Genomic DNA, 26,435 nt, shown 5'->3' with positions numbered 1-26,435 from the left:
TCCTTGATAGGTAAGGTCGAACCTAAAAATGAGTCCTTTTGCTCCATTATTTATGAGGAGGGGAAAAATGAATATATTGTTTGTTTTTTATGTTCCAAGTGGTGGAGTGGAAACATTAAATCGACAACGATTTGCCGCTCTGAAAAAATACGGTATCAATGCTCATTATCTTTATTATGAAAATAGAAGGAATTTCTTGAATGACCACAGTGCCCCAACATTTATAACCAACGATGATGCTGAAATCAAAATAATATTGGAAGATGGAGATTATTCCGCTGTTGTTGTCGTTTCAGATTTCAAAACTTTACCTAGATTCCGGTCCATGGGTTATAAAGGAAAGATGATAATAGAAATTCAGGGATACGGTCCGAAAAAAGTGGCAAGAGAGGCACTAACAAATGCAATCCCACTTGTCAATGCCCATGCCGATGGATTCCTTAACCCAAAGACTCCTCACATCATGCAGTTAATGGATGAACTTTACCCTTCGTTTCCAAAGTTCAGTTTTAATAATTGTTTTGATACAAGTCAATTCTCTTACAAACCTTCGCCATTAGATGGCTTTAGAAAAGTGGCCTGGATAGGAAGGGTCGAAGATAATAAAAATTGGAGCGAATTCCTCAAGCTAGGTTATCAACTAATTAACAATTATAATCCGAATATACAATTGCTTATGTTCGAAGATCCCACGTTAAGTGACCCTAAAGAAAGAATTAAATTCAATAAATTAATAAATCGATTAAATTTAAGCCCAAAGCTCACTCTGCACTCAAATGTCCCTCATTCCGAAATGGCCGGTTTTTTCTCTGAAATTGGCGATTCCGGAGGCTTTTTATGTTCCACTTCAAAAGTGGAAGGAGCCCCTTACGCACTCCTTGAAGCAATGAGTTGTAGATGCCCTGTGCTGACGACGGATTCCGACGGTGTAAGAAGCTCAATCATTCATAATCAAACAGGAAAGTTTTACTCTTTAGGAAACATTGATAATGCAATCAAAGAAGCAAAGGAATTAATGGATAACCAGACCATAAGGGAAAGTATCCGGTCAAATGCCCTAGAGCACGTCAAAACTCATTTTAGTCCTGATTTGTATGCTCAAAATTTCATCAAAATGCTGGAATCCTTAGGAATAAACCCTGAGTGATAAGAAATAGCCGGAATTTTTCATTCCGGCTGTCGTTTTTATTTTATAGGGAAAAGTCCAACTAGGAACCTAGTTTAGGGTGCTCTGTTCCAGTTTGAACTTTTCTAATTGCTTTTGCTCATCTACCGTAAGTGATTTAAGTTTTTTATAAAGAAGTTTCTTAGCAAAATTATATAATTCAATATCCACTGAGTTATATTTTTTAATCAAATTTATTATATCCGATGGAACTTCCTCTTTTGCCAAACGATTTTTTGTAATATTTTTTCTAGTATAATGGATATCTCCCCATGCATATTCCTTTTTTAGACAAAAAAGTGTTTCATTGAACAACTCAGTGACTCCCACCACTGAAAAAGTCTTTAGATTTTCTTTGGCTTTTTCAATATCGGGAATCTCTTGGTTCCCGCATACTAATAATGTTTGTAAATTAGGTGCTTCAGGCCCTTTCACTACAAACTCCTCCAAAGTCATGTCTTTTACCATTTCATAGCCTGGATAATCCTTCAAAAAATAAAAGGATGAAATGACACGTTCCACCGGGTCACGTAACATCGTAAAATAATTGAAGGGCCGTGAAAACTCCTGATGTATTCCATAGAAATAATGACCTGTAATCGCTTTGATATTTCTCTTTTCCACTTCCGTTAATTCGTCCATTTTCATCATCTTCTTTTGAAAAGAGTCATGGTCAAATATTTCGTTAAGCTTGTATTGTTTTTTAAATATTTCATTTAAGGTCGTTCCCCCTGTTTTGGGGATATGCATAAATATATCGAGAAGTTCTTCAGACATAATGATTTCCTCCATTTCTTGTTATAAAAAAAGTTTGCTTATAAATTCTTTAAATTTTTTTTAAGAATCGGGCGGTAATGACTTTCAATCGTGATAATGTCTTTTAACATTTCAGGTTGGAATCTGCTTGTACCCGATTCTTCATGTATCCTGAACTTTGTTAAGACTTCATCCAAATAATACATTTTAAAACCATTTACCAATATACGAAGCCACATTTCATAATCATGTGTATAACGATGATATGGATTGAAATAACCAACCACATCGAATACATCTTTCTTCAAAACCACTGTACAGCCATTTACGGCATTACGAAGTAAAAAAGCATGGTACACCCCGTTTTCAATATCGGAAAAGCGTTCTCCGGTCCAAGAAAGAGTGACATCATCATTTTTATCAATACAATCAAAATTCGTAAAACTCACATCTGCGTTATGATCGAGCATAAACGAAATCTGCAAAGATACCTTTTCTGACAGGAAATAATCATCCGAGCTTAACCAAGCGACATATTCTCCCGTAGCAGCACGTATCCCATGATTCAAAGCTGTCGCAGTTCCCCCGTTCTCTTTTCTTAAGTAACGGATCTTCTCCAAGAACGGCTCGATTTTTTCAGTAAAAATTGTCGAACCGTCATCTACGACAATAACCTCTATATTCTTATAGGTTTGATCAAGCGCACTTTGAATGGCTTGATCTACATAGGGACAATTATAAAATGGAATAATGATTGATACTTTCGGCTCCATTGCCTACCCTCCTGAAAAACATTTTACATAAAGTATTTTTCTAGCTGCTTCCATTTGATTTCAGCACTTTTCCTTTAATTCGCGATGAAAGGCAAGAATGTCCATTAAAGATGCTTCAAGTGGGATACTTGGCTTCCACCCCAAATTCACGAGCTTAATAGGATTGATTGCCATTTTATTTTCGATTAAATCATTTCGTTGGGAATTCACCTTAATATCACCTGTTGTTACCGCCCTATAGCCTTCAATGATGTCATCTAAAGTACGGTTATTACCTGAAGCAACATCGTATGTTTCTCCAGACTGTCCCCTTCTCAAAAGAAGTTCATAAGCTCTCACTGCATCTCTTACATCCAGGAAATCACGTTGAACATTCGGATTACCGACCTCAAGGACCGTTTCCGCTCCCATCTTTTCCATCTCTGCAATTTTTGTTGCGAAAATGGAACAAACCCCATTGGATAGTCCAGGTCCAATTAGATTGGATGGTTTTGCGATGATGATATCCATGTTATATAAATCTGCCCATGATTTTGCTATAAGTACTTGAAGTGTTTTACTTAAACTATAAGGATGGGGAATAGAGGAAATGGAACTGGGTTCAATTTGAAGAGCTGAGCCGACTATCACAATTTTACAGGCTGGACTTTGTTTACGAATGGCATCGATTAAGTATGCAGTGGACATGGTGTTTGCCTCCAAAGTTGAAACGGGTTCCAACCATGATTCCCCAACGTGGTTTTGTCCAGCTAAATGGAGAAGGTACTGAGGTTTGGTCCTTTTGATGAGGTTGTATACATCGTTTCCATTTGTCAGATCACAACATTCTGCATGTATCTTACCTTCGATATTCAGCTTTTTTCTTGAAACCGCCGTAATATCAAATCCTGATTTCAGAAAGTGTGCGCATGCATGCCGACCCGTAAACCCATTAGCCCCTGTGATTATTAATTTTCCTTGTTGATTCATCGATTTCTCATCCAATCACTATTGATGTTAATATTCACTCTTTTACCAACTTAATAGTTTCGCCTATTTTTCGAAATCCCTATAAAACTCATAATTTATGTTTTAGTAATCAGCATTTAGAGTCATGATTAATGATACCTATTTCATTCCTCACACAGACTCCTTATTACATTATGCCTTTATCCTCCAGTTGCTATAGGTAACTCTCTCCATTTAAAGAACAAATGGGCGAAAACTAATGTTTTTCAAAATTACTCTTTACCTTCAAACGTTTCATTTGGAATGGAAAATTCGAAAAGGTGCTTCTGATCAATAATTCAATAGTGAAAATGAATCGAATACAATCATAAAGAAGCATTACATCATTGTTTTCGTGTAATCCTAAAATTAATATTTTTTTAGAAAAAGGTAACTTGTCCAAACGAATATAAAATCTTATTTATATACTGGAATATACCATTTAGAAAAGAGGTTATATATATTGGCAACATTTTTAGACGCTCAAGTTTCGCAAAACATAAGTTTTAGTGGAGGTATTTCCATTCCGCTTTCCTCAACGCCCGCACTTTTTGCAACACTGGGCCTTAACACAGCTAATGCTGGACCGAACCTTCGTGTTCAATTCACTGCAACCACCGCCATTAGCTCTTTAGCTACTGTCGCCGTACCTATTACCGTCCAAATTTATAGAGGTGTAGGAACTGGGCGAGTCCTTGTCTATTCAGCCACTGAAACCTCACCGGCTATCGGTGTATTAGAGGTCGCTGCTAGAAGAATAATAACTGTAACGGGATGTGACTATACACCACCTAACCCTGGATTTTTAGTGTATCAAGCGTTCATTAGCATACCAGGAGGAATAGTAGTCGCACCAACTCGGACTGGCCCTGAAAGCCTTAACGCAGCTGCATATTCCGGCTAGTAATGAATAGTGAGGAATACTAAACTCAAAAAAGATGTCTTACACTAGAACCCTTATATGTATAGAGGAATATCAAACAACTATATAGCGAGTATGTAACAGGATTGCTCGCTTGTTTTTTTGTATCATTTTTAGTTTTTAAAAATTTATTCATCTCAATCCCTTGGGAAGCGTGAAAAAAGGCTTTTTCCATGGTACCCTTTTTTCAAACAAATATGATGCTTGCAGAACTAACGTGAATGGCAAAGCAGTCACTCATAGTTAGTTCTTTTCTTATTTTTTTAAAAAGTAATTTCAAAATATTGTTCATAATGATACCCATCTATAACACAAGTTTATCTTCTGAATACTTATATAAAAACGAATATGAAATCATTAGTTTCTAAGTACTAAGAGATGGGAGAAATATTCATGAAAATCCTACTTGCCACTTTTTGGGTAGCACCACATGTGGGTGGTGTTTGGAACTATATGCAACAATTAAAAGAAAAGCTTGAATCTCTAGGACATGAGGTAGATTTACTAAGCTATGGTGAGGACCATAACTATGTTCACATTATCAATGAAAATCGTAGGATATATAGGGATGTACTGCTTCCAGAAGAAATCTCGATATTGATGGACCAACATAATTCACCCATTCATAGCGATCCAGTTATCCATTATTATGAAACACGGTGTAACTTTTTCCAGTTAGGAGCAAAATATTTGGGTTTGGAACAATATGATGTCATTCATACACAAGATATATTTTCAACCGTCTGCATTAACAGAATAAGATCCGAAAAAACTGCTCTAGTCGCCACCCTTCATGGTTGTGTTGCTCACGAGCTTAAGAGCGCGTATTATACCTCCAAAACAGAAAATGAAAGCATTGCAAAAAAAGGGCAATATTATTTCAATCAATTTGAATATGATGGCGCGACTTCTGCTGATAATACGATTGTAGCCAATGAATGGATGAGAAATATTTTAACGGATGAATTTAAAGTTCCTGATGAACAACTTAATGTTTTACATTATGGATATGATACCGAATCATTCCTGAAGCGAGTGGACGAAAAATCCGATATTCAACGTCCGGCCGATAAGAAAGTGATTATTTATACAGGTCGATTGAATGAGTTTAAAGGAGTGCATCATTTAATAGGGGCACTTATGCAATTAAAGGAAACCAGAAATGATTGGGTTTGTTGGATAGTTGGGGACGGTCCCCAGGAAATGGAGTTGAAAATTAAAAGCAAGGCCATGGGCTTGGAAACTGACGTGATCTTTTTGGGGAGACGGGATGATATTCCTTATTTGTTATCCATTTCGGATATCTTCGTTCTTCCAACCTTGATGGAAAACCAGCCTTTGTCAGTAATAGAAGCACAAATTACTGGAATGGCTGTAATCGCCAGTGATGTAGGTGGAGTACCAGAAATCATTGAACATGGAATTACAGGTGTACTAACACCTGCAGGGGATGAAAAAATGTTAACCATCCATATAGATTATTTATTAGAGCATGAGCCCTATATGAAAAACCTTGGAGTAAATGCCAAAAAATGGGGACTTGATCACTGGTCTCTGGATAAAGGTGTTCAAAATGTGCTAGGTGTATATGAAAGCGCAATTACCAAAAGGAACAATAAATAATGACAACTAAGAAGGTGCTGACCACTCCGATTGCGTCAGCATCTTTTCTTTTCCCTTTCTTTTTTAGATAATGCTAGGTACCTGTTTAAGCGATTAGTGGCCGTATAACATACAATACTAAAAACATATAAAAGGAGTATGAAGTATGAAGGCTATCGTGACAGGAGGGGCTGGGTTCATTGGTTCCCATCTCGTTGAAGAACTGATCTTAAATGGTGCCGAGGTACATGTATTGGATAACATGATATCCGGACACACAGAATATGTACATCCCAATGCCATCATCCATACTGTAGATATATGCAGCGAGGTAGCTGGGCAAATCATTGTGAGGGAAAAGCCGGATGTCGTTTTCCATTTGGCTGCACAGGCGGATGTGAGTCGCTCCATTCTTGAACCCGAATATGATGCCGATGTGAATATCAATGGAACAATAAATATTCTTAAAGCATGTCATGAATCTTCTTCTGTAAGCAAACTGATCTTTTCCTCTACTTCAGGTGTTTATGGTAATTTACAGAAAGACTTGATTTCCGAAGATGACCTGACAGGACCCATTTCTTATTATGGATTATCAAAACTGACTGCCGAAGCATATATCCGATTATTTCATCAGCTTTATGGGCTCCCGTATACGATTCTCCGTTATGGAAACGTTTATGGGCCTAGACAAACAGCAAAAGGAGAAGGCGGAGTCGTCGCAGTCTTTTTAGAAAAAATCAAAAAAGGGATGCCTTTAAGCATACACGGTGATGGCGAACAAACTCGTGATTTTATATATGTGAAAGATATAGTACATGCTAACATCGCTTCGGTGAATCACGGTAATCAAGAAACGATCCAGGTAAGCACGGCACAGAAAACATCAGTAAATCAACTATTGAAAATGCTAACACAAATTCATGGCTCCAAAGTGAATACAGTCCATTCGGCCGGAAGAACTGGAGATATCAAACATAGCTGCCTTGACAACAGGAAAGCACGGCAATCGCTGAATTGGTATCCAAAGACTGATATTTTTAATGGGTTATCAGAAACCTATACATTTTCATGTCTGAAATAGTTTCAGTTTTTTTAGCCTATTAACTTAAGAGGCGGGGTAATGTAGCCTATTATCCTTAATCTTTCCTTACTAATTGGGGATGTGATTCGATAAAAATTGTTCAGTTTCAATAGTATTTTGATTTTTGCCGTCTCACAAAACATCACTACTACATTTAATATTAGTAAACGGAATGAAGAAGGATGAAGGTTTTTTCCATCACGACTCTAGCAGAAAACCACATCCTTCCATTACTTTTCTACCGAAAATAGAACAATTCGGAAGAAACCTGTAACATAAAGGAGATGAAATAATGAGTTTAAGTTTAAAAGATATTAGCGGAAGTTACGATGCTATCTTTAGTTTGGGAGATCTTTGTTTGGCCTCCATTCAGCTTAGAAAAAACAATTTAAGACCATATGCAGGAGTGCTGGATTGGGTGGGTTCTCCCACTTTGCCTAAAGTGAACCTTCTTCTACAAAATCAATTTTCTGATTTCTTGGATCCCCGTAATTTAAAACCAATAAAATACCTTTCGCAGTTGGACCTTTACGTATTAGACGAGCATTACAATATAGGCTTTAATCATGACTTTAAAACAGATAAGAATTCGCTAACCCATTTAGGCGGTTATCCTGAGGTCAAAGAGAAATATGACAGAAGAATTCAAAGATTCCTAGAAAAAATGTCAACGAGTCAAAAAATCCTTTTTGTAAGGACGGAGGGTTCATTCGAAGAGGTTAAGGAACTCGAGTCCATTTTATCCGGATTGGTGAATCATGACTTTCGGATCCTCGTTATCAAACATACTAATGTAAACGGCATTGTTGAAAACGATTGGCCTCTAGAGAAAGTCTGTGTTATTGAACTTCCTAACCATGATATTTGGAACTCGAATGATCATCATTGGAAAACGATACTGAGTGGCATTAGTATCAATGTTTAGTATATAACTCCACAGCTTAGATAAAATAAAAATAAAAATAAGAACCAACATTTCATTATTAGTTTCATAGAACCTTTCATGGACAAGAAAGATTGTCCATAACGTTATAGTACCCATAACATAAGTTTGGACAGGTTATAATTCAGAATCCTAAATAATCTATTCTAACTAAGATCCCCTTCTAGTAACGATTGAAAAACAAAGTAAAGCTAAAATATGTTTTAAGCCGTTTCTTTACTAGGAGGCGGTTTTTTCTATTGCTCCAATCACAAACCAAAATTCAACAATTGTTTTTTATACTGGAATGAAATTAATCGAACTATTTATTAAAAGTCTAGATATTGCCCGTGCCTTTAATATGACTAAGTACACTCACTGCTTATATAGGTTGAGCCAAAATCTGCATGAATAAATAAGCCTTCGAAGTGCACCTGTGAAAAAAGTGCGTTATCGAATTGCTTAATTACTTTAACGGATTGTTTCTTCTTATATTCGTTATATCTTTCACACCTGTATTTTTACGTTCCCGCCTAACTTAACATACAACTTTAATTTACTTCATCCTAAAGTAATTTTTTGAACATTTGATCACTAATATTATGTAATATACTAATGGTCATAAGGACCATTAATATCTAATATGGGTTTTTTTTCAGATTTCCTCAAGGAAAGCACCTTATTACAAAACAAATAGATTCTCTACATTATTTATTTTGTAATTCGGTTCTTCCTTTAAAGCCTTTCAGGCACTATAAAGTAGGTTAATACTTAAATTAACCATTTTGTCTATTTGTTTCTTGCTTTCTCATCCAATCTTTTAATTCCGCTAACATCTTTTCATAAGTTGGAACTTGATAATTAAAATCGGACCTTCCATTCTTTATGGTTCGATCCAGAACTATATTTGAATCCGGAATAATTTCAACATCTTTTTTCTCAAAGATTTCTGCAATCAATTTCAATAAGGATAACTTTGAGACTTTCTCCTCCGAGCCTAAATGATATAACCCAGTAATATTCTTCTGAATCATCGTGTCTATCGCTTTAGCCAATTCTAGCGTTGTTACACCATTCCAAAGCACTTTTTCATACCCTTTTATTTCACCTTTTTGTTTCATGAACCATAGGAATAAACCAATTCCATCATTTTTTAGTTCTGGGCCTATTATGGAGGTTCGTATCGTCAAGTGTTTTTCGCAAATAATTTCTCCTAAGTGTTTTGACTGACCATAAATCGTGGTACTGTCAGGAAAATCGTTCTCAGTATAATCTCCTTTAGTACCTAAAAATACACAATCTGTACTGATATGAATCAATTTCCCATTATTGCGTTCGGTCAATTTGACAAGCTGATGGGGAAAAACACTATTAACCTGAAAAGCGAGTTTCGTATTATCACTTGCATGGTCATTTAATATCCCAATACAATTGATCGTTATGTCGGGTTTTACTTTATCCATAATTTCCTCTAGACTCGTTAAATCGGTTACATCCAGATATAAACCCTTTTTATCATTCGGATCCCTTGACGTATAGGTTACCTGATATTTGGGGTCCTCTGTGAAATAATCTTTTATTACATGGCCTGCCATTCCTTGTCCACCAAGGACTAGTACCTTCATGTTAAATGAAGCCACCTTTCTTTAACATTTCCTTAATCTGGGCTTTATCCATTAGTCCTGTGCCAGAGTTATAATCTTCTAAACTAACAGGCTGGTATTTAGAGTACTGTTCCTTTATACCCTCTATGTGAATGGCTGGCAGTATTACATAATATTCTTCATCATAGGCAATTGCCGTCGTGCTTTCATATTCTGAAAGTAAGATCTCATGGAGTTTTTCACCAGGACGGATACCTAGGACTTCCACACCAACATTTCCTTTATTGGACGCTTGTATTAAAACTTCAGCGAGGTCAATAATTTTACAGGATGGCATTTTCATCACGAATATTTCTCCGCCAATGCTTTCAAAGGTAGCCTTGAATACCAATTTAATCGCTTCTTCAATGGTTAAAAAGAACCTTGTCATATTTAAATCCGTGATACCTATTTTTCCCTTTTCTTTGATTTGCTTTTTGAATACATGGATTACACTTCCGTTCGTTCCCAAAACATTTCCGCCACGGATACATACAAATCTAGTTTTCGTGTTTAATGTATTAGCGTGAATGATCAACCTTTCGGCCATTGCTTTTGATAAACCATAAAAATTGGATGGATTCGAAGCCTTGTCTGTAGAAATGTTCACAACTGAATGCACATTACAGCTTATAGCTGCTTCTATAACATTCTGTGTACCAATCACGTTCGTCTTTAATGCTTCGATGGGTTGATCTTCACATACAGGAACATGCTTTAATGCGGCCAAATGAAAGATATAATCAACTCCTTGGCAAGCTTCCAATAAAGCATCCTTCTCTTTTATGTCTCCGATAATGAAATGCAATTTCGGATTGTTATCAAACTCTTGTTTCATTGTGAATTGATTAGACTCATTCCTTGAAAAAATCCGTATTTCACTCGGTTCAAAATCCAGTAGTTGCCTTACCAATTCATATCCCCATGAGCCTGTACCGCCTGTTACCAAGATTTTTCGATTCTTAATCAATTTCATGGCCTCCCAATATTATTTTAAGCACTTTATCCGAAACATTTTTATGGTCGTAGCCTTCTGGAATTGTCCAGTCTTTTTGCTGGTTAACCATAATCTTTACACAATTGACGATTTGTTTAGCATTAATTCCCGATAACATATTGCTGCCAGACTCAATGGTTTCGGGCCTTTCCGTTGTTTTTCGTATCGTAACCGCAGGAACATGGAACAAGCAGCATTCCTCTTGAACGGTTCCACTATCGGTCAGCACACAATAAGCGTTTTTTTCAAGCTTTACGAAGTCAAAGAAACCAAATGGCTCATGGAATTCAATTAATGGGTGCACTTCTAATTTGGGACTGAGTTCTATGCGGGATTTTGTCCGGGGATGTAAACTGCATATGATTCTTTTTTGATAGGTTTCTGCAACTAAATTCATGCCTTTCATAATTTCGATCAAACGGTCTTCATAGTCGACATTTTCAGCACGATGGGCTGTAACGAGGAAATAATCCTCCTTATCCAGATTCAATTTGTCCAAAATTACACTTTGTTCAATCTCATTGTTATAATGGTTCAAAACTTCGAAAATGGGGTTTCCCGATAAATAGATTCTTTTACTGGGGATACCTTCATTCAAAAGATTCACTTTACTTTGAGGAGTATAAGGTAAATTCAAGCTTGAAACAGCATCAATGATTCGGCGATTTTTCTCTTCAGGCACTTCCAGGTCAAAGCAACGGTTGCCTGCTTCCATATGAATGACCGGGATGCCCAGTCTTTCTGCTAAGATGGAGCTAAGCCCGGAGTTCGTATCCCCCAACACTAATACTTTGTCTGGTTTTTCATTTAATAGGATGGTCTCTAAATTCTTAAAAATGGCCGCTAACTGTTCGCCGAGGGATTTCTGTTGACTCAGCAAGACATAATCAGGTTTCCTTACCTGTAGCTGCTGGAAGAATATTTCGCTTAAGGATGTAGTGAAATTTTGTCCGGTGTGCACTAGTATATGTGAATCGGCATACTGATCCAACTTCTTTATAATGAGACTTAATCTGATGATTTCAGGTCGGGTCCCTAAAATGGTCATTACTTTCACGATTTTCACTCCTTACTCTTTTCTGGTTTTTGGCCTCTCCGTCTACCCTTTATTGTATGCACAGCCAATCCTATTGATATAGGCGGACCTATTAGATTTCGCCTCAATTTGAACGTTTAACCTACTAATACTCTCCATCCCCTCGCAACCTTGAGTATTAAAAGACTAAACGGAATCCCATTTTTCTTTTTCGGGAAAATTTCAATAACGGTAAAGTTTCCACTTTAATTTCTCCATTAAAAGGGATCTCTAATTTGTTGGTTCCTTTTGAAATATCAATTTGAATGAAATTGTGTTTTATCGAAATTATTATTGATTGAACTCCATTCCATTCTATTAAAAAAGCTATATATCCTCGTAAGGACATATAGCTTTTATCATTTTTGGAATTGTAATTGATGCAGATTGGCAAAAATGCCCCCCTGCTTAAGTAAGTCATCATGTCCGCCCTCTTCAGCAATTCCTTCTTCCGTAACAACTACGATTTTGTCAGCGTTTCGAATGGTTGCCAATCGGTGTGCGATGATTAACGTAGTTCTGTTTTCGGCAAGTTCAGTAAGGGCCTGCTGAATTATTCTTTCCGTCTCGGTATCAAGTGCAGAGGTTGCTTCATCTAGGATTAATATTGGCGGATTCTTCAAAAACATCCTTGCTATTGCAATTCGTTGCTTCTGTCCCCCCGATAATTTCAAACCACGTTCACCTATTTGAGTCTCATAGCCTTCTGGAAGTCCTTCAATGAAAGTCTCTAAATGGGCCTTCCTTGCAGCTTCTTGAATTTGTTCATCCGACGCATCAAGCATTCCGTACGCAATGTTTTCTTTTACAGTCCCTGTAAATAGGAACACATCTTGCTGGACAATGCCAATTTGTGACCGCAATGACTTTTTCGTCATCTCACGAATATCAATTCCATCAATGGAAATTGAACCGGCATTAACATCATAAAATCGTGGGATCAATGAACATATGGTCGTTTTCCCTGCTCCTGAAGGCCCGACAAAAGCGATGGTTTCACCCGCTTTAATAGATAGATCGATAGCTTTTAAAACGGACTTTTTATCTTCATAATTAAAAGAAACGTCTTTAAAGGAAATGTCCCCCAAAAGGGAAGAAACCGCTATTGCATCCTTTTTATCCACGACGTCAGGCGCGACATCCAGAAGTTCCGTAAAACGCTTAAAGCCGGCCATCCCTTTTGGATAAAGTTCCATCAACGCACTGATTTTGTCGATTGGCTTAAATAATACGTTAACATATAATACGAATGCAACCAGTTCACCATATGAGAGCTGCCCATGAAAAGTTAGCCAAGCTCCCATCACCAACACGGCAAGGGTCATAAACCTCGTCATCATGTAAATGCCTGATAAGCTAAAGGACATTACTTTATATCCAAGTAGTTTCGCTTTACGGAATCTGCGATTATTAGTAGAAAATCTATTCATTTCATATGTTTCATTAGTAAAGGATTGGACAACCCTCACTCCTGAGACGCTATCTTCCACACGGGCATTTACATCCGCAACCTCTGTATACATTTTCTTCCAGGCTTTATTCATCTTTAAATTACTTATGACAATCAATAAAACGAGGAACGGTAATATACAAACGGAAATGAGTGCCAGTTTCACATTAATTGTCAACATTATCCAAAATGCACCTATAAAGGTCATGAAGGCGATGAATAAATCTTCGGGACCATGGTGAGCAAGTTCTCCAATATCGAACAAATCATTGGTGATCCGGCTCATGATATGGCCGGTTTTCGTGTTATCAAAAAAACGAAAAGATTGTTTTTGCACATGTTCAAATAATTCTTCACGCATATCAGTCTCAATATTGATACCCAATTTGTGACCCCAATACCCTACGATGAACTGTAAGAAGGTACTAATGATATAAAGAAGGAACAAACCGGCACTTACTGAAACAATTGCAGACCAATTGTCGCCAGGCAGCAGTGTATCGATAAACCACTGAACTGCGAGCGGAAATGCAAGTTCAAGTACCGCAACGACCACAGCACTGAAGAAGTCAATAATGAATAACCGCTTATGCGGCAGGTAATATGAAGCAAAACGTCGAATCATCAATTTTTTCTCCTTTTTTACATATATTAAGGAGTATAATTCCATATTCAGTATTCAGCAAGCATTTCAGAATTAGTTTAAAGGGCAGAGTGTAATTTGTATCCGATGAAGCAATTCCTTCCATCCCATGTTCTAGATAGCGAGCTACCCTTCTCTTCAGAGGGGATAGACCTACATTTCTTTCTTGTGCAATTGTTTTATAAAATTCCCCCCCTACCACTTACTCTAAAACTGCATGTAATTTTTCGTCTATCGTGTATTTAAAAACTGCACCTCCAATTGTTAGATGTTGTCTAACAATTGGGGTGCAGTTCATTTTCCATGGCTCCCTTTCTTTATAACGGTTGCAAGGCCAAGAACACGAAGGCTCACTTTAAAATCCCGGTGTGATTGTCTTGATCCTGATGAAAGTCGCACAACTAAACAGGCAAAAAAATAAATTCACCTCCTCTTTTCACTGCCAATTCATTTTATTTTATTATCAAGATATTCTTTTCCATAAACGCCCAGTTCTGCGGGAATTGCAAACCAATCTGCCAATAAGTAGCCCCTATCAGTTCATATGCATCAATCACTTCATATTTTGCGCTTATCGAACGAATATCTTCGAACCAAACGACATGGTTCGAATTCTCTCTTCTATAAGAATAGGTAGGTGAAGCAGCGGAAGTATCGAAAGTGATTTCCGAGCCAGTTGCAATGGCAAGGTTTTGGGCATTTTGCGCTGATAAAGCCTTAGTCTCATGGCTAGGTACTATCCAATCGTATCCATACATAGGAAATGCAGACTGTAATTTATACCCTGGTATATTCGCCAAAGCATAACGGATAACCTCGCCCATCCACCAAAGAGGGGAAATTGGTTCAGGCGGGCCAGTTGGATACCCATAATCAATGGTCATCACGGCAACAAGGTCGGCTACCTCTCCAATCCCCCGATAATCATGACCGCCTACAATTCGATTATCGGGATTATCCGCTGTTTTTGCATGTACGTTCACATGCAGGATCAGCTTGTTCAACCCCACCTTTAATTCTTTTAAAAAAAGCACATAATCAGAACGTCTTGCAGGAGGGATGAATTCGATGTCCATACTTACACCCCCATAGCCTTTCTCCCTTACGAATTTCAGCATACTATTGATTAAATTCGCTCTGTATACTGAATTAGTGAGAACATCGCCAGCCAAGTCAGCTTTAAAATCCCCCTCTTGGAAATTCCGGATCATCAACAGCGGCGTCACCCCGGTTTGCTTACATTTCGCGATAAGGGGGAGATCATCACCGTCAACGAATGCATGGCCTTCCTCGGTAAAAGAATAAGCTACAATGGCTAAATAGGATAATTTATCACCATTCTCCTCAAGTGTTTCAAATACTACCCCACCAGAAGTCGGGAAGGCAAACCCCAGCGTAATCAATTGATTTTTGTAAGGAGATGGAATCGAAATTTCTGTGCCGACCTTTAGCGAGCTTGCAACAATTCCTGGATTGGCCTTCATGATTGCCGCAGCACTCGTTCCAAAACGACTGCCTATTTCAGAGAGGATATCATGATTTTTAATAATATACCTTCGATTCACCACATTTCCATTAGGTATATACAATGCCAGACCAGGAACCAAAGCTGCTGATTCCAATCCGTTTACTTCAATTATCCTCGATGGGTCAACTTTATTTTTCGTGGCGATTTCCCAAAGACTATCACCTTTTTTCACAACAATGATCGTCATTCAAAACCCTCCAAACCCCCTCCAAAAAGTTTATGTTATTCAGGTTAATAGATAGAACGAATTATCTCATTTCCATAATGATGGTATCCTGAATTTTTAGGCTTCACATGCGATATTTTAAATGATGAGTTTTTTTAAAAGTGGAATAAATGAATACTTAATAAAAAAGAGGATGTCCAAAAGGACACCCCTCAATATGAGCCATCAATTGATTTTCCGTTTCACCCATTCTTACATACATCAAAGTAAATTCTTAATATCGTAAAACTTCCCATTCTCCAAATCTTCCACTTCAAGTAGCTGCAATAGTTTTTCTGCTACAAAATCGGGGCTCCTTAACATGCCCTTCTCTTTATATTCATGGAATTTGTCTCGATCGGAAAAGTCCCGTTCGTCCGCTGTCCGGATTGTCCCTTGCATCTCCGTATCCATTACACCTGGTGAAAAAGATATGAGAGACGTTGGGAAAGGTAATTTACTCTGTTCCAACCCTGCAACCCGCGTGAACATTTCTAGCCCCGCCTTAGTACTGCAGTAGGCAGCCCAGCCATGATAGGGATTTTTTGCTGCACCAGAAGATATGTTCACCATTACCTTCTTTCTATTCCAGTCCCGGGTTAGTTTAACGAATTCATCGGCCAATACGATGGGTGCCATGAAATTCACCCGCATGCTTGCTTCCAAATTTACCTGACCAAGGTTCCCTACCGGTTTTATCGGTTCAATGACACCTGCATTATTAATGAAGTAAATGTCACTTGTTTCATCGACAGCAGCAAGAATCTCTTTGATTAAGAAAGGTAACTTATCAGTTTCATTTAAGTCCATCGAAATGAATGTAAGTTTCGTCCCGAATTCTCCAGCTAGCCTCTCCATTTCAGGATGGGCTGTACGGGAAACTAAAATGCAATGATCACTCGTCCCCATACATCGCTTGGCAATGGCAGCACCTAAACCTTTTGAAGCTCCTGTGATTATAAAAGTTTTCACGGCATTTCCCCCTTTAATGGATCATTTACTATTGTACCAAAAGAAGCAGCCCACATAGTAATGGGCCGCTTCAGTTTTAAATTATAAAATGGGTGATACCAGTCTTGCAATGGACTCTTTAAAACGAATCCATTTTGACCGCTTTTCAAACTCTTCAATTGTAAGCTGCCTGCAGACATGGATATCCTTATAAAAAATACTTGTCAGTGTTTCAGCCATTCCTTCATCATAAATGAAGGCATTGACTTCAAAATTCAATTTAAAACTTCGGACATCAATGTTAGCTGTCCCCACCGAAGAGACCTCTTCATCCACGACTATCATCTTCGCATGTATAAAGCCGTTATCATAGATGTATATTTTAGCTCCCGCCCTTAATAATTGCCCTGCATTGAAAGTTGTTGCCCAATAAACGAAAAGGTGATCAGGTTTATTCGGTATCATGATTTTTACATCCAATCCAGACAAGCTGGCAATCCTGAGTGCATCCAATAAACTTGCATCCGGTATGAAGTAAGGCGTTTGAATGAGAATCGATTTTTTTGCTGAAGAAATTAATTTAATATAGCCATTTTTAATTTGTTCCCATTCAGAATCCGGCCCACTTGTCACAATTTGCAAATCGATATTGCCTTGAGGCTCTAAAGTAGGGAAATAATGAGGCTGATAAGTTATATCATGGTGCTTTGATGCCTGATTCCAGTCCAGGATAAAACGGGTTTGAATGGCTTTTACGGCTGAACCCCTTATTCGAAGGTGTGTATCACGCCAATAACCGAATTTTGGATTAAGCCCTAAATATTCATCCCCTACATTAAAGCCGCCAACATACCCTACCCTTCCATCAATGATGACAAGCTTTCGATGATTACGGAAATTCAACCGTAAATTTATAAATTTCAACTTGGATGGAAAGAATGCCTCCACTCGTCCTCCTGCCTGCCTAAATTCCTTGAAGAAACTTTTAGTCATCCCCCTAGATCCCAACTCGTCATAAAGAATTCGAACTTTGACGCCTTCATTAGCTTTTTTAGTCAAAGCCTCAATGAATCGCTTACCCAGGCCGTCCCTTTGAATGATGTAATATTGTATATGTATATGGTTTTCGGCCTCTTCAATATCTTTAAAGAGCTGGTCAAACTTCTTTTTTCCTTCCGTAAAAATATCGACTTGATTATCTTCCGTAAGAACGGCATCATTGTTCCGGAGGTGCATATAAATCAAATCACGATAATTACTCGAAGAAGCATTTCGAAAGGGAAAATGATTTGTAGAAAGCTCTTCCATCTGTTTATCAAGGATTTCTTCAATCCCGACTTTCTTCTTGTCTTCCCATTGGAACAAATGGGCGTGCCTTAAACTAGTTCCAAAAAGGAGATATAAAATAAAACCAACTACAGGCAGAAAATATAACACCAATAACCAAGCCCAGGTCGTGCTCGCTTCCCTTCTTTCAAAAAATATGACAATCGTGGCAAATAATATATTAAGAATGATAACAAGGCCTAGCAAAACCGATGTAACATGCGTAAATTCCATAGCATACCCTCACTCAATTTTTATCCCCTTAAGGATAACATGCAAATTCTTTATATCAAAGGATTTGCTTATTATAAAAGGAAAACAGAGAATTCACCAAAATAGGCCTCCTCCTGCAGAGACCCATTTTAAAAAACATCCACTGGTCCCCAAACATTCCCCGGCATGAGCAGATTGTTTTATAATCATTCTCTTAAAAATTCCAACTCAACATTAACATAAATGGACTTACCGGCTTTTCACTAATAAATTCACAGCTTCTTTGACTAACTCCTCAGGATTCTTTTCTCCGGTTTCATTAGCCTCCCGAACGCAATCTACGAGATTGGAACTTACAATTACCCCAATTGTCCTGTCGATTGCGGATCTAGTGGCAGATAACTGCGTTACCACATCTCTACAATCTTTGTTTTCCTCCATCATTTTCAATATCCCACGAAGCTGCCCTTCAATTCGCTTCACTCTATTCTTCATCTGCTTATCATATTCCATGTGAGGTCTGCCTCCTACCCTGCCTATTACTTTTGAATCCTATCCAGACTTCAGCATAAAACCCGTTCAGTTTGAAGTGAAGCTTGAATAAAAATCTTTCAATTTATAATACATACCACTTAGGTATGATTGTCAAGTGCCAATGATCAATATTCCTAAATCCATATGTAATTATTATTTTTGTACCAGTAGACTTTGTGCAATAGCCTCAGAAAACTCGATTGTCATTTGGGGAACGTAGGTTTTTAACAAAGCATTGACAATCGGGGCTTTAGCTCCTTTTGCCGTTATCGCCAGGCAGCCAGTCATTTTAGTCTGTCCACTCCCGCACTGTTCTGCTAAAAAATAGCCATGACCCTCAAACTTTTCATTTAATCCCTTAAGTTTAAATGTTACCTTATCGGGTTCGTTCCATTCCAATATATTCACTTCAAGTTTAATTTTCTTTTTCATTAGTCCCAAATCGCTTTTAAACTCCCATATAAGTGTCCCATCATTTATCATCTCATGATTGATATACCCTGGGACAAGAGGTGCCCAGCGATCTATGTCGCTGACAAATCCCCATACTGTTCTTATCGGAACCGGTAAAATGATACTATGCAATCCTTCTGACAAAGCACTTCCCCCTTAATCATTTTACTTACATCTTTTTAACGTATGACTGAACAATATTGAATAGAACGGTAAGGTTAGATTCTTAAACAAAATTCTCCCGGTGGTAGCAAAGAATCGCCCCTTTGCAATAAAGGAACGATCCTTTTTTGACTTATTAATCTGACGCAAATTCACCCGTATACATTTTCAATTTTGGATCAGGATTGATCCAGGCACTTTCAAACACGAAGACCACTTTATAATTTGCATAATCAGTATAAGTGACATAGTACATCCCTTCTTGCTCCTCTTAACTGACAAGATAACCTATCAATCCAATCAGCATGGATAAGTGAATGGTTTGCAATTGCGGATCAAAATCATCAATGGCGGTAATCGTTTTTCTTCCTGTAGAACCGTCATAGAGGAACCGGACATGACGGCTCAAATAATTGGCTGCAACGTTACTTAAATCTTCCGGTGCTCCCCAGGTTTTTTCCACTTTCTTCAACGAATCACCTACAGAAAATGGTCCACTGCCAATGGATTGTTGGGATTCAAAGGCTAAACCCATAATCTGGCGTAGATCGTGATGATATTGAATCTGAAGAAGCAAAAGCAGCCTGCCCACTAAACATGAGAAATGCGAGCATTAGAAATGTACCGCTTCGGATAAAACGATTCACTTTTTTCGAAGTTACCCTCCCTTTCCACCTGGAAATGACTACTTACATTATTGTTAAATACCTTAAAGGAAGATGAAAAATTGCATATGTCATTTCTTTTGTATTTAGCTTTACAATATTCCTTCGAACCTTGTACACATACCATTCAATCTGAAAAAAATCTTTTTTTAAACGCACCTTTAACTGAAATAATAAACCGATTAAGTCATTTTAAAACTTGTACTAAAAATCTTCGTTTGTTAGCTTGGCCAATGTTGCCAGATTCTGTCCGAATGGGCACAAAGAAACGTTGACAGCGCTTTCCTATAAAGATATTATAATTATTACAAGTTAACGATGGTGGAGATTGGGAGACTCATGCTTTAATAGGACCTTTTAACAAAAAGGTTGCTATTTTGGTATGGGTTTTTTCATGTGACATCATCAATACTTTATAAAAATATTATATTAAGGAGGAATTGGATGCTCAAATTATTTAAGCCTGCTCGGCCAGTTGAAAGATTACCTGAAGAAAAAATCGATTCTGAATATAAGAAACTCAGATTACAAGTTTTCATCGGAATCTTCATTGGTTATGCAGCGTATTATTTAATTCGCAAAAACTTTTCCATGGCGATGCCATATTTAAAGGAGGAAGGGTATACAACTGGAGAGCTGGGTCTTGCATTATCAGCTATTTCAATCTCATATGGGATAAGTAAGTTTGTAATGGGAACTGTGTCAGACCGAAGCAATGCAAGGTATTTCTTGCCAGCAGGATTGATACTTGCTGGAATCGTTAGCTTACTTATGGGCTTTGTTCCATTTTTCACATCATCGGTTGCAATTATGTTTATCATGTTATTCATTAATGGATGGTTTCAAGGAATGGGATGGCCCCCATCAGGCCGAGTACTTGTTCACTGGTTTAGTGTGAGTGAAAGAGGGGGGAAAACGGCAATATGGAATGTTGCCCACAACGTCGGTGGTGGCTTAATGGCACCATTGGCGATTGCAGGTGTATCTATCTGTGCAACATTCATGGGTTCTTCATATGCTGGTTATGAAGGTATTTTTATACTGCCTGCTCTAGTTGCCATAATAATCGCAGTCATTTCATTTATCTTAATACGTGATACACCACAATCAGTTGGATTACCCCCAATTGAAGAGTATCGTAATGATTTTCCAAATAAAATGAAAAAAACGTTTGAAACGGAATTGACAACAAAAGAGATATTATTTAAATATGTATTAAATAATAAATGGGTCTGGGCGATTGCGATTGCAAACATCTTTGTTTATTTCGTCCGTTATGGAGTACTTGATTGGGCACCGACCTATTTAAGTGAAGAAAAAGGCTTCAACATGGACGAGTCCAGTACGGCTTATTTCTTATACGAATGGGCAGGTATTCCAGGAACTTTATTATGCGGTTATATCTCGGATAAAGTTTTTAAAGGACGTCGTGGACCGGCTGGGGTTGTCTTTATGCTAGGAGTATTAATCGCAGTCCTTGTTTACTGGTTTAACCCTGCAGGCAACCCGATGATTGATATTATTTCTCTAATTGCGATTGGGTTCTTAATTTATGGACCTGTAATGTTAATAGGTCTACAAGCTCTTGATTTAGTTCCTAAAAAAGCTGCAGGTACCGCAGCAGGCCTAACTGGTTTATTTGGATATTTAGGTGGATCTGTAGCGGCTAATGCTATGATGGGATATGTAGTAGACTTTGCAGGTTGGAATGCAGGATTTACATTAATAACGATTTCTTGTGTTCTGGCAGTAGTGGTATTTGCAATTACATGGAATGTTCGTGGACAGGAAGTAGTAAAAGGCTAATACAGGTACTACTGTGCTTAATCTCCCCCATCCCCCTTAGATATTTTCTAAGGGGGATGGATTTTATATGAATCGTTAAACGCTTCCATATTGATTAGAGCTACGGTCAAAAATAACCCCAATTTGAAAATGATCTCTAACACAGATTAAATCGTCTAAGCTTCATTCCTTATTCGATCGTTTTTTTCTGAATATTCAAACTTCAATACTTATACGCTGTTGCGAAGGTGATTGGATAAAATTGCGCGTTAGCATATATAAAATTAATGACCATGCCTTTAAACCAACGGTCCAAAGGCATGGTCATTTCATAAAAAATCTATAATTGATTATTTTCTACTAATATACTTGTTATTGCCTATTAAAAAGAGAAGCTCCCGCTATACCAGGCTTTGTCATCTCATAAGGATTTAGAATTAAATCTAACTCTTCTTCTGTTAACACATCATACTGTAAGCAAAGTTCGCGAACTGATTTGCCTTTTAAAATTGCTTCACGCGCTATACGTGAAACCACTTCGTAACCAAGGTGCGGGTTGACTGCTGTAATCACTCCAACACTTTGTTCAACATAATCTTTTAAATGTTGCTCATTCGCTTCAATACCTTCTAAACAATAATCTGTAAAGACATTGAATGCATTGTTCATTATGCTAATAGATTGTAATAAATTGAATACAAGCACTGGCTCCATTACATTCAATTCTAATTGCCCTGCTTCTGAAGCTAAGCATATTGTATTATCGTTCCCAATCACTTGGAAAGCAACTTGATTAATTAATTCTGGCATTACTGGATTTACTTTTCCGGGCATAATCGATGAACCTGGTTGACGTGCTGGAAGTGTGATTTCTCCTAATCCCGCTCTTGGTCCTGAAGCCATCAAACGTAAATCATTAGCGATTTTTGACATATTCATCATGCATACTTTCAATGAAGCAGACACTTCAGTATAGGCATCAGTATTTTGTGTTGCATCTACTAAATGTTCTGCTCCTACAAGTGGCAATTTACTGATTTCAGCTAAATACTTAACAACATTTTCAATGTAGCGCGGATCTGCATTTAATCCCGTTCCAACTGCTGTAGCTCCCATATTCACTTCATATAAATGTTGACGTGATTGGCTAATTCTTTTGATATCCCGCTCTAACACGCGACTATATGCCTCAAATTCTTGACCAAGACGAATTGGCACTGCATCCTGAAGATGTGTGCGTCCCATTTTGATAACATGATCAAATTGTTTTGCTTTATTCTTTAGGACCGTACTCATCTTTGTCATTGTTTGTATCAATTGCTCTAATAGTCGTAGTGTTGATAAATGAATGGCAGTTGGAAATACATCATTTGTTGATTGCGACATGTTAACGTGGCTGTTTGGACTAACATGTGCATAATCACCTTTGTTGTGTCCCATAAGTTCTAACGCTCGGTTGGCAACGATTTCATTGATGTTCATATTCATCGATGTACCCGCGCCGCCTTGAATTGGGTCAACAATGAAATATTCATGCCATTTTCCATCGATCACTTCATCTGAAGCTTTAACGATAGCGCTTCCAATACCTTCATATAACCGTTTCGTGTCCATATTTGCTAAAGCGGCTGCTTTTTTAATCATAGCAAGTGCACGAATCATTTCTTCATTGACTTTGTAACCGGTAATCGGAAAATTTTCTACAGCTCGTAAAGTTTGTATCCCATAATAAACATCTGCTGGAATTTCCTTTTCTCCAAGAAAGTCTTTTTCAATTCGGTATGTTCTCTCATCTATCAACATTTCCTCTTGCCCCTTTGTTTGTTCTAGAATGTAATGTCCTCTGCAATCGGTGTTTCCATCATTTCCTTCACCTTTTTGGGATCCTTTGTCTTGGCTAATACCCACATCAACTTAGGAACGATGGCTTCTGTATTCATATTTCTCGAACGAATGATGACATTCTTATTCACTTTTCGTCCCACTTCGTATATATCCATATCCTCCCCTTCCTCTAAACATTGGGTAGTAATGACAACGGATATTCCACATTCAACCAACTCATTCAATTTCTCTAAAATATTTCTTCCTTGAAATGGAATACCGCCGCTTCCATAACTTTCAATTACAATTCCCCGATATTGATTTTTTAGAAAATCAAAGAATTCCGGCTTAATTCCGGGATGCAGCTTAACCAAAGCAACATCAGTACAAAGGGATTCATCTAACTTAGCTTCCTTATTCTTTAGTGAATGAACTGGCTTAAGATACTCAATTTTATCTTCATTTATGGAAGCAATATAAGGATAATTAATACTTTCAAAAGAATCATAGCTTTTCGTTCTCAATTTAATGGCCCTAGTACCCTGGATGACTCTACCATCAAAAACTACATATACTCCTCCGATATCTTCACAAGCAAACCGAATCGCATCAGAGATATTTCTTTTGGCATCCGTCTTTTTAAAGGCAATCGGGATTTGAGAACCAGTAATAATTATTGGTTTCCCTAAATCTTGTAACATATATGAGAGCGCAGCTGAAGTGTAAGCCATTGTATCTGTCCCATGGGTGATGACAAAGCCGTCGTAATCATGGTAGTGCTCATGGATGGATTTTGCCATTTCTGTCCAATCCTCAGGCTGCATATTCGTACTATCAATATTCATCAAAGGCTTACTATCAATCTTACATAGTAAATCTAATCCCGGTAGGTGACCTAAAATTTCGTCAGCCCTCATCTCCGGTACCAGTCCATTTTTCCCTTCTAACGAAGCAATTGTACCACCGGTAGTAATTAACATCAACTTCTTAATTTTTGACTTCAACTTCTCCAATATACTACCCCCTATAAAGCCTCCCTGTTTCCCAATCATTCTAAGCCTCTCAGAAAGGATGTATTCTTTGTAAATGTCTATGTTACGCGTACACCATATGTAATTATAGTCATGTTCCAGTGTGAAATCAAGCTAAAGTTATTCATTACGCGTACACTTCATAGTAATATGATGTTATAATGGTTTTATATATAAAAGGAGAGTAATAAAGATGATTTTAAATAGATTAACTACATTAAGGAAGGGCAAAAGGTGGTCTTTGCAATATACGGCTGATAGACTCGGAATCGCCAAGAGTACCTATGCAGGTTACGAATCGGGCCACCGCCGTCCTTCATTAGAAACAATTAATTTATTAGCCGGCTTATATGATACATCCACCGATTACATTCTAGGTAGAGTAGATTATCCAGCTTTGCTGTCTGGAAATGTTTCCACAGAGTCCAAGCAAGTCATGGAATTAACGGATTTCCCAAACACGGAGCTAGCAGTCGATGGAACCCCTCTATCTGAAGAAGAAATGATTCAATTTATTGCTTTTATTAGATCTAAGCGAGAAGTGGAAGTAATTCGCAATAAATAAAATGATGCAACAGAGCCATTGGGTTGAATTCTGGTAAGTTGGACTTCTGATATAAATCTCGACAGCAAATAAACGAAACCAGAGTATAAACTATCATATTCTGTAGCAACAAAAAGGTACGGGCCATACAGCATCAGTGTTCCTTTAAGTTATTCACGCCATTAGTATCTTTGAAGGTTTGGAAATGTTTCACTATTTATAATTGGGATTTGACTTCCGGAGAAGAAGGCTTTTAAGTTCATGAACTCCATAACTTTAAAAAAATTAGGTAAGTCGTCCTGGTTATGATTATTGTTGAGTTTTCACGTTCATGACGCTCCCCCCAATTCAAACACCCCCTTTTGAACAATAGATTATCACTTACTGGTTGGTAGCTCTGCAATAAAATCTAGTTTTTATTAATTAATAGAAGAAAGTCGTCTTATAAGGATTAGACCATCCATCATTTTTATCCTGTTTTCCATTCTTCTTACTTCAAATTATTCAAGGGAATTTCGGTCCGATTCACCATATATATCCGTTTTTAATAATGAAATGAAACGGAAGGACTACTTTTCCTTTTTTTTATGCAATGAAAGAAAAAACCATAGTAAAACTCATGGTTTTTCCCCATAACATAACTGAAAATTACTGAAACTTCTTTAAAAGTGAATTTTTAACGGCATCGGAATGGCTCCTATATTTTGCTTCCCTATATTAAGGCATCTCGTCTTCTTTTTCCCGATTTTTAAAAGCTTCATGTGTGACAATATCCTCAATCTGTTCATACTGTCGACTGTGTTCCTTCTCTTCGCTTATTCTATTATTAGGTAAATTTCCAGGATGACCTTTTTCTTTATGATTAAAATTTTTACCACGACTCATACTCATTCTCTCCTTTCCATTCTTGTTTGTTTAGTTTTCCCAAGCAAAAAAAAAATATGATTTAATTTCACTTTTTACTGTTTGTGAATCGATTCGTTAATAAGGAACTACTCATGCTGGGCCGACTTACATCTATCTGTTGCTTGCCCTCATAAAGGATGTTTTTCAGTGTTGTCACAAAGCAAGAATATGTGTATCCAAAACATGGATGCAAAATCAAAATAAGCCCCAGTGTCTCGAGAAGTTGACGACTAGGCCAAAAATATTTGCCGAGAACGGCTCCCCTGGTAAAATCACAGCAATCCGGTCA

23 protein-coding genes are annotated in these 26,435 nt (G+C 37.6%); 7 read left to right on the top strand and 16 right to left on the bottom strand.

What is annotated here, in order from left to right; translation table 11 throughout:
* Positions 1-67: 67 nt before the first annotated feature.
* A complete protein-coding gene (locus ACQKKK_RS10045; protein WP_427615991.1) occupies positions 68-1,147 on the top strand; it encodes a glycosyltransferase family 4 protein in 1,080 nt (359 codons plus the stop codon).
* A 69-nt stretch (positions 1,148-1,216) separates the two neighbouring features.
* On the opposite strand, the gene ACQKKK_RS10040 is transcribed toward ACQKKK_RS10045, so the two are convergent.
* Genes ACQKKK_RS10040 through ACQKKK_RS10030 form a run of 3 tightly spaced genes read right to left on the bottom strand, consistent with a single transcriptional unit; the run spans position 1,217 to position 3,663 of the window.
* Complete coding sequence (locus ACQKKK_RS10040) at positions 1,217-1,942, bottom strand: sulfotransferase family 2 domain-containing protein (protein WP_427615990.1); 726 nt, start codon at positions 1,940-1,942, stop codon at positions 1,217-1,219.
* A gap of 38 nt (positions 1,943-1,980) precedes the next feature.
* Positions 1,981-2,694, bottom strand: coding sequence for a glycosyltransferase family 2 protein (locus tag ACQKKK_RS10035; RefSeq protein ID WP_427615989.1), 714 nt, complete (start codon positions 2,692-2,694; stop codon positions 1,981-1,983).
* Between the two features lie 60 nt (positions 2,695-2,754).
* Positions 2,755-3,663 (bottom strand): NAD-dependent epimerase/dehydratase family protein, encoded by a 909-nt coding sequence (locus ACQKKK_RS10030; protein WP_427615987.1) that lies wholly within the window; start codon positions 3,661-3,663, stop codon positions 2,755-2,757.
* Positions 3,664-4,144: 481 nt separating this feature from the next.
* On the opposite strand from ACQKKK_RS10030, the gene ACQKKK_RS10025 reads away from it, so the two are divergent.
* From ACQKKK_RS10025 to ACQKKK_RS10010, 4 genes are all read left to right on the top strand, one after another.
* Positions 4,145-4,585 (top strand): hypothetical protein, encoded by a 441-nt coding sequence (locus ACQKKK_RS10025; protein ID WP_427615985.1) that lies wholly within the window; start codon positions 4,145-4,147, stop codon positions 4,583-4,585.
* Between the two features lie 411 nt (positions 4,586-4,996).
* Positions 4,997-6,226, top strand: coding sequence for a glycosyltransferase family 4 protein (locus ACQKKK_RS10020; protein WP_427615984.1), 1,230 nt, complete (start codon positions 4,997-4,999; stop codon positions 6,224-6,226).
* 145 nt (positions 6,227-6,371) lie between these two features.
* Positions 6,372-7,289, top strand: a complete 918-nt coding sequence (locus ACQKKK_RS10015) for an NAD-dependent epimerase/dehydratase family protein (protein ID WP_427615982.1) — start codon at positions 6,372-6,374, stop codon at positions 7,287-7,289.
* A gap of 292 nt (positions 7,290-7,581) precedes the next feature.
* Positions 7,582-8,214 (top strand): DUF1796 family putative cysteine peptidase, encoded by a 633-nt coding sequence (locus ACQKKK_RS10010; protein ID WP_427615981.1) that lies wholly within the window; start codon positions 7,582-7,584, stop codon positions 8,212-8,214.
* Positions 8,215-8,987: 773 nt separating this feature from the next.
* On the opposite strand, the gene ACQKKK_RS10005 is transcribed toward ACQKKK_RS10010, so the two are convergent.
* The 10 genes from ACQKKK_RS10005 to ACQKKK_RS09960 all read right to left on the bottom strand — a co-directional run bounded on the left by ACQKKK_RS10005 (position 8,988) and on the right by ACQKKK_RS09960 (position 19,863).
* The gene (locus tag ACQKKK_RS10005) at positions 8,988-9,836 is read right to left on the bottom strand and encodes a dTDP-4-dehydrorhamnose reductase family protein (protein ID WP_427615980.1); all 849 of its coding nucleotides are present in this window, start codon (positions 9,834-9,836) and stop codon (positions 8,988-8,990) included.
* Between the two features lies 1 nt (position 9,837).
* Positions 9,838-10,824: a polysaccharide biosynthesis protein gene (locus ACQKKK_RS10000; RefSeq protein WP_427615978.1), complete on the bottom strand. Its 987-nt coding sequence runs from the start codon at positions 10,822-10,824 to the stop codon at positions 9,838-9,840.
* Positions 10,817-11,908: a non-hydrolyzing UDP-N-acetylglucosamine 2-epimerase gene (wecB, locus tag ACQKKK_RS09995; RefSeq protein ID WP_427615976.1), complete on the bottom strand. Its 1,092-nt coding sequence runs from the start codon at positions 11,906-11,908 to the stop codon at positions 10,817-10,819. The genes ACQKKK_RS10000 and wecB overlap by 8 nt, the downstream gene beginning before the upstream one ends.
* A gap of 377 nt (positions 11,909-12,285) precedes the next feature.
* Positions 12,286-14,001: an ABC transporter ATP-binding protein gene (locus ACQKKK_RS09990; RefSeq protein ID WP_427615974.1), complete on the bottom strand. Its 1,716-nt coding sequence runs from the start codon at positions 13,999-14,001 to the stop codon at positions 12,286-12,288.
* 470 nt (positions 14,002-14,471) lie between these two features.
* Positions 14,472-15,734 (bottom strand): glycosyl hydrolase family 18 protein, encoded by a 1,263-nt coding sequence (locus ACQKKK_RS09985; RefSeq protein WP_427615973.1) that lies wholly within the window; start codon positions 15,732-15,734, stop codon positions 14,472-14,474.
* Between the two features lie 240 nt (positions 15,735-15,974).
* The gene (locus ACQKKK_RS09980) at positions 15,975-16,724 is read right to left on the bottom strand and encodes a (S)-benzoin forming benzil reductase (RefSeq protein ID WP_427615971.1); all 750 of its coding nucleotides are present in this window, start codon (positions 16,722-16,724) and stop codon (positions 15,975-15,977) included.
* A gap of 81 nt (positions 16,725-16,805) precedes the next feature.
* Positions 16,806-18,263 carry a cardiolipin synthase gene (gene cls, locus ACQKKK_RS09975; RefSeq protein ID WP_427615969.1) on the bottom strand — a complete coding sequence of 486 codons (1,458 nt, stop codon included), beginning with the start codon at positions 18,261-18,263 and terminating at the stop codon, positions 16,806-16,808.
* 228 nt (positions 18,264-18,491) lie between these two features.
* Positions 18,492-18,755 carry a metal-sensitive transcriptional regulator gene (locus ACQKKK_RS09970; protein WP_061463458.1) on the bottom strand — a complete coding sequence of 88 codons (264 nt, stop codon included), beginning with the start codon at positions 18,753-18,755 and terminating at the stop codon, positions 18,492-18,494.
* Between the two features lie 174 nt (positions 18,756-18,929).
* Positions 18,930-19,373 (bottom strand): CoxG family protein, encoded by a 444-nt coding sequence (locus tag ACQKKK_RS09965; RefSeq protein WP_427615967.1) that lies wholly within the window; start codon positions 19,371-19,373, stop codon positions 18,930-18,932.
* 289 nt (positions 19,374-19,662) lie between these two features.
* Positions 19,663-19,863, bottom strand: a complete 201-nt coding sequence (locus ACQKKK_RS09960; RefSeq protein WP_427615966.1) for a hypothetical protein — start codon at positions 19,861-19,863, stop codon at positions 19,663-19,665.
* A 637-nt stretch (positions 19,864-20,500) separates the two neighbouring features.
* Here ACQKKK_RS09960 and glpT point away from each other — a divergent pair.
* Positions 20,501-21,862 (top strand): glycerol-3-phosphate transporter, encoded by a 1,362-nt coding sequence (gene glpT / locus ACQKKK_RS09955; protein ID WP_427615964.1) that lies wholly within the window; start codon positions 20,501-20,503, stop codon positions 21,860-21,862.
* A gap of 351 nt (positions 21,863-22,213) precedes the next feature.
* On the opposite strand, the gene aspA is transcribed toward glpT, so the two are convergent.
* Both aspA and ACQKKK_RS09945 read right to left on the bottom strand, forming a co-directional pair.
* Positions 22,214-23,644: an aspartate ammonia-lyase gene (aspA, locus tag ACQKKK_RS09950; protein ID WP_427615962.1), complete on the bottom strand. Its 1,431-nt coding sequence runs from the start codon at positions 23,642-23,644 to the stop codon at positions 22,214-22,216.
* A gap of 23 nt (positions 23,645-23,667) precedes the next feature.
* Positions 23,668-24,657: an asparaginase gene (locus tag ACQKKK_RS09945; RefSeq protein ID WP_427616208.1), complete on the bottom strand. Its 990-nt coding sequence runs from the start codon at positions 24,655-24,657 to the stop codon at positions 23,668-23,670.
* A gap of 232 nt (positions 24,658-24,889) precedes the next feature.
* Here ACQKKK_RS09945 and ACQKKK_RS09940 point away from each other — a divergent pair, with 232 nt between their 5' ends.
* Complete coding sequence (locus ACQKKK_RS09940; RefSeq protein ID WP_427615961.1) at positions 24,890-25,261, top strand: helix-turn-helix domain-containing protein; 372 nt, start codon at positions 24,890-24,892, stop codon at positions 25,259-25,261.
* Between the two features lie 696 nt (positions 25,262-25,957).
* Here the strand turns inward: ACQKKK_RS09940 and ACQKKK_RS09935 are convergent.
* Positions 25,958-26,125, bottom strand: a complete 168-nt coding sequence (locus ACQKKK_RS09935) for a hypothetical protein (RefSeq protein ID WP_162878727.1) — start codon at positions 26,123-26,125, stop codon at positions 25,958-25,960.
* Between the last annotated feature and the right edge of the window lie 310 nt (positions 26,126-26,435).

The sequence above is a fragment of the Peribacillus sp. NPDC006672 genome, assembly GCF_050274955.1.
Classification (GTDB): Bacteria; Bacillota; Bacilli; order Bacillales; family DSM-1321; genus Peribacillus.
The sequence above is the reverse complement of the archived record's forward strand: the minus strand, read 5'-3'. Positions and strand labels throughout refer to the sequence as shown.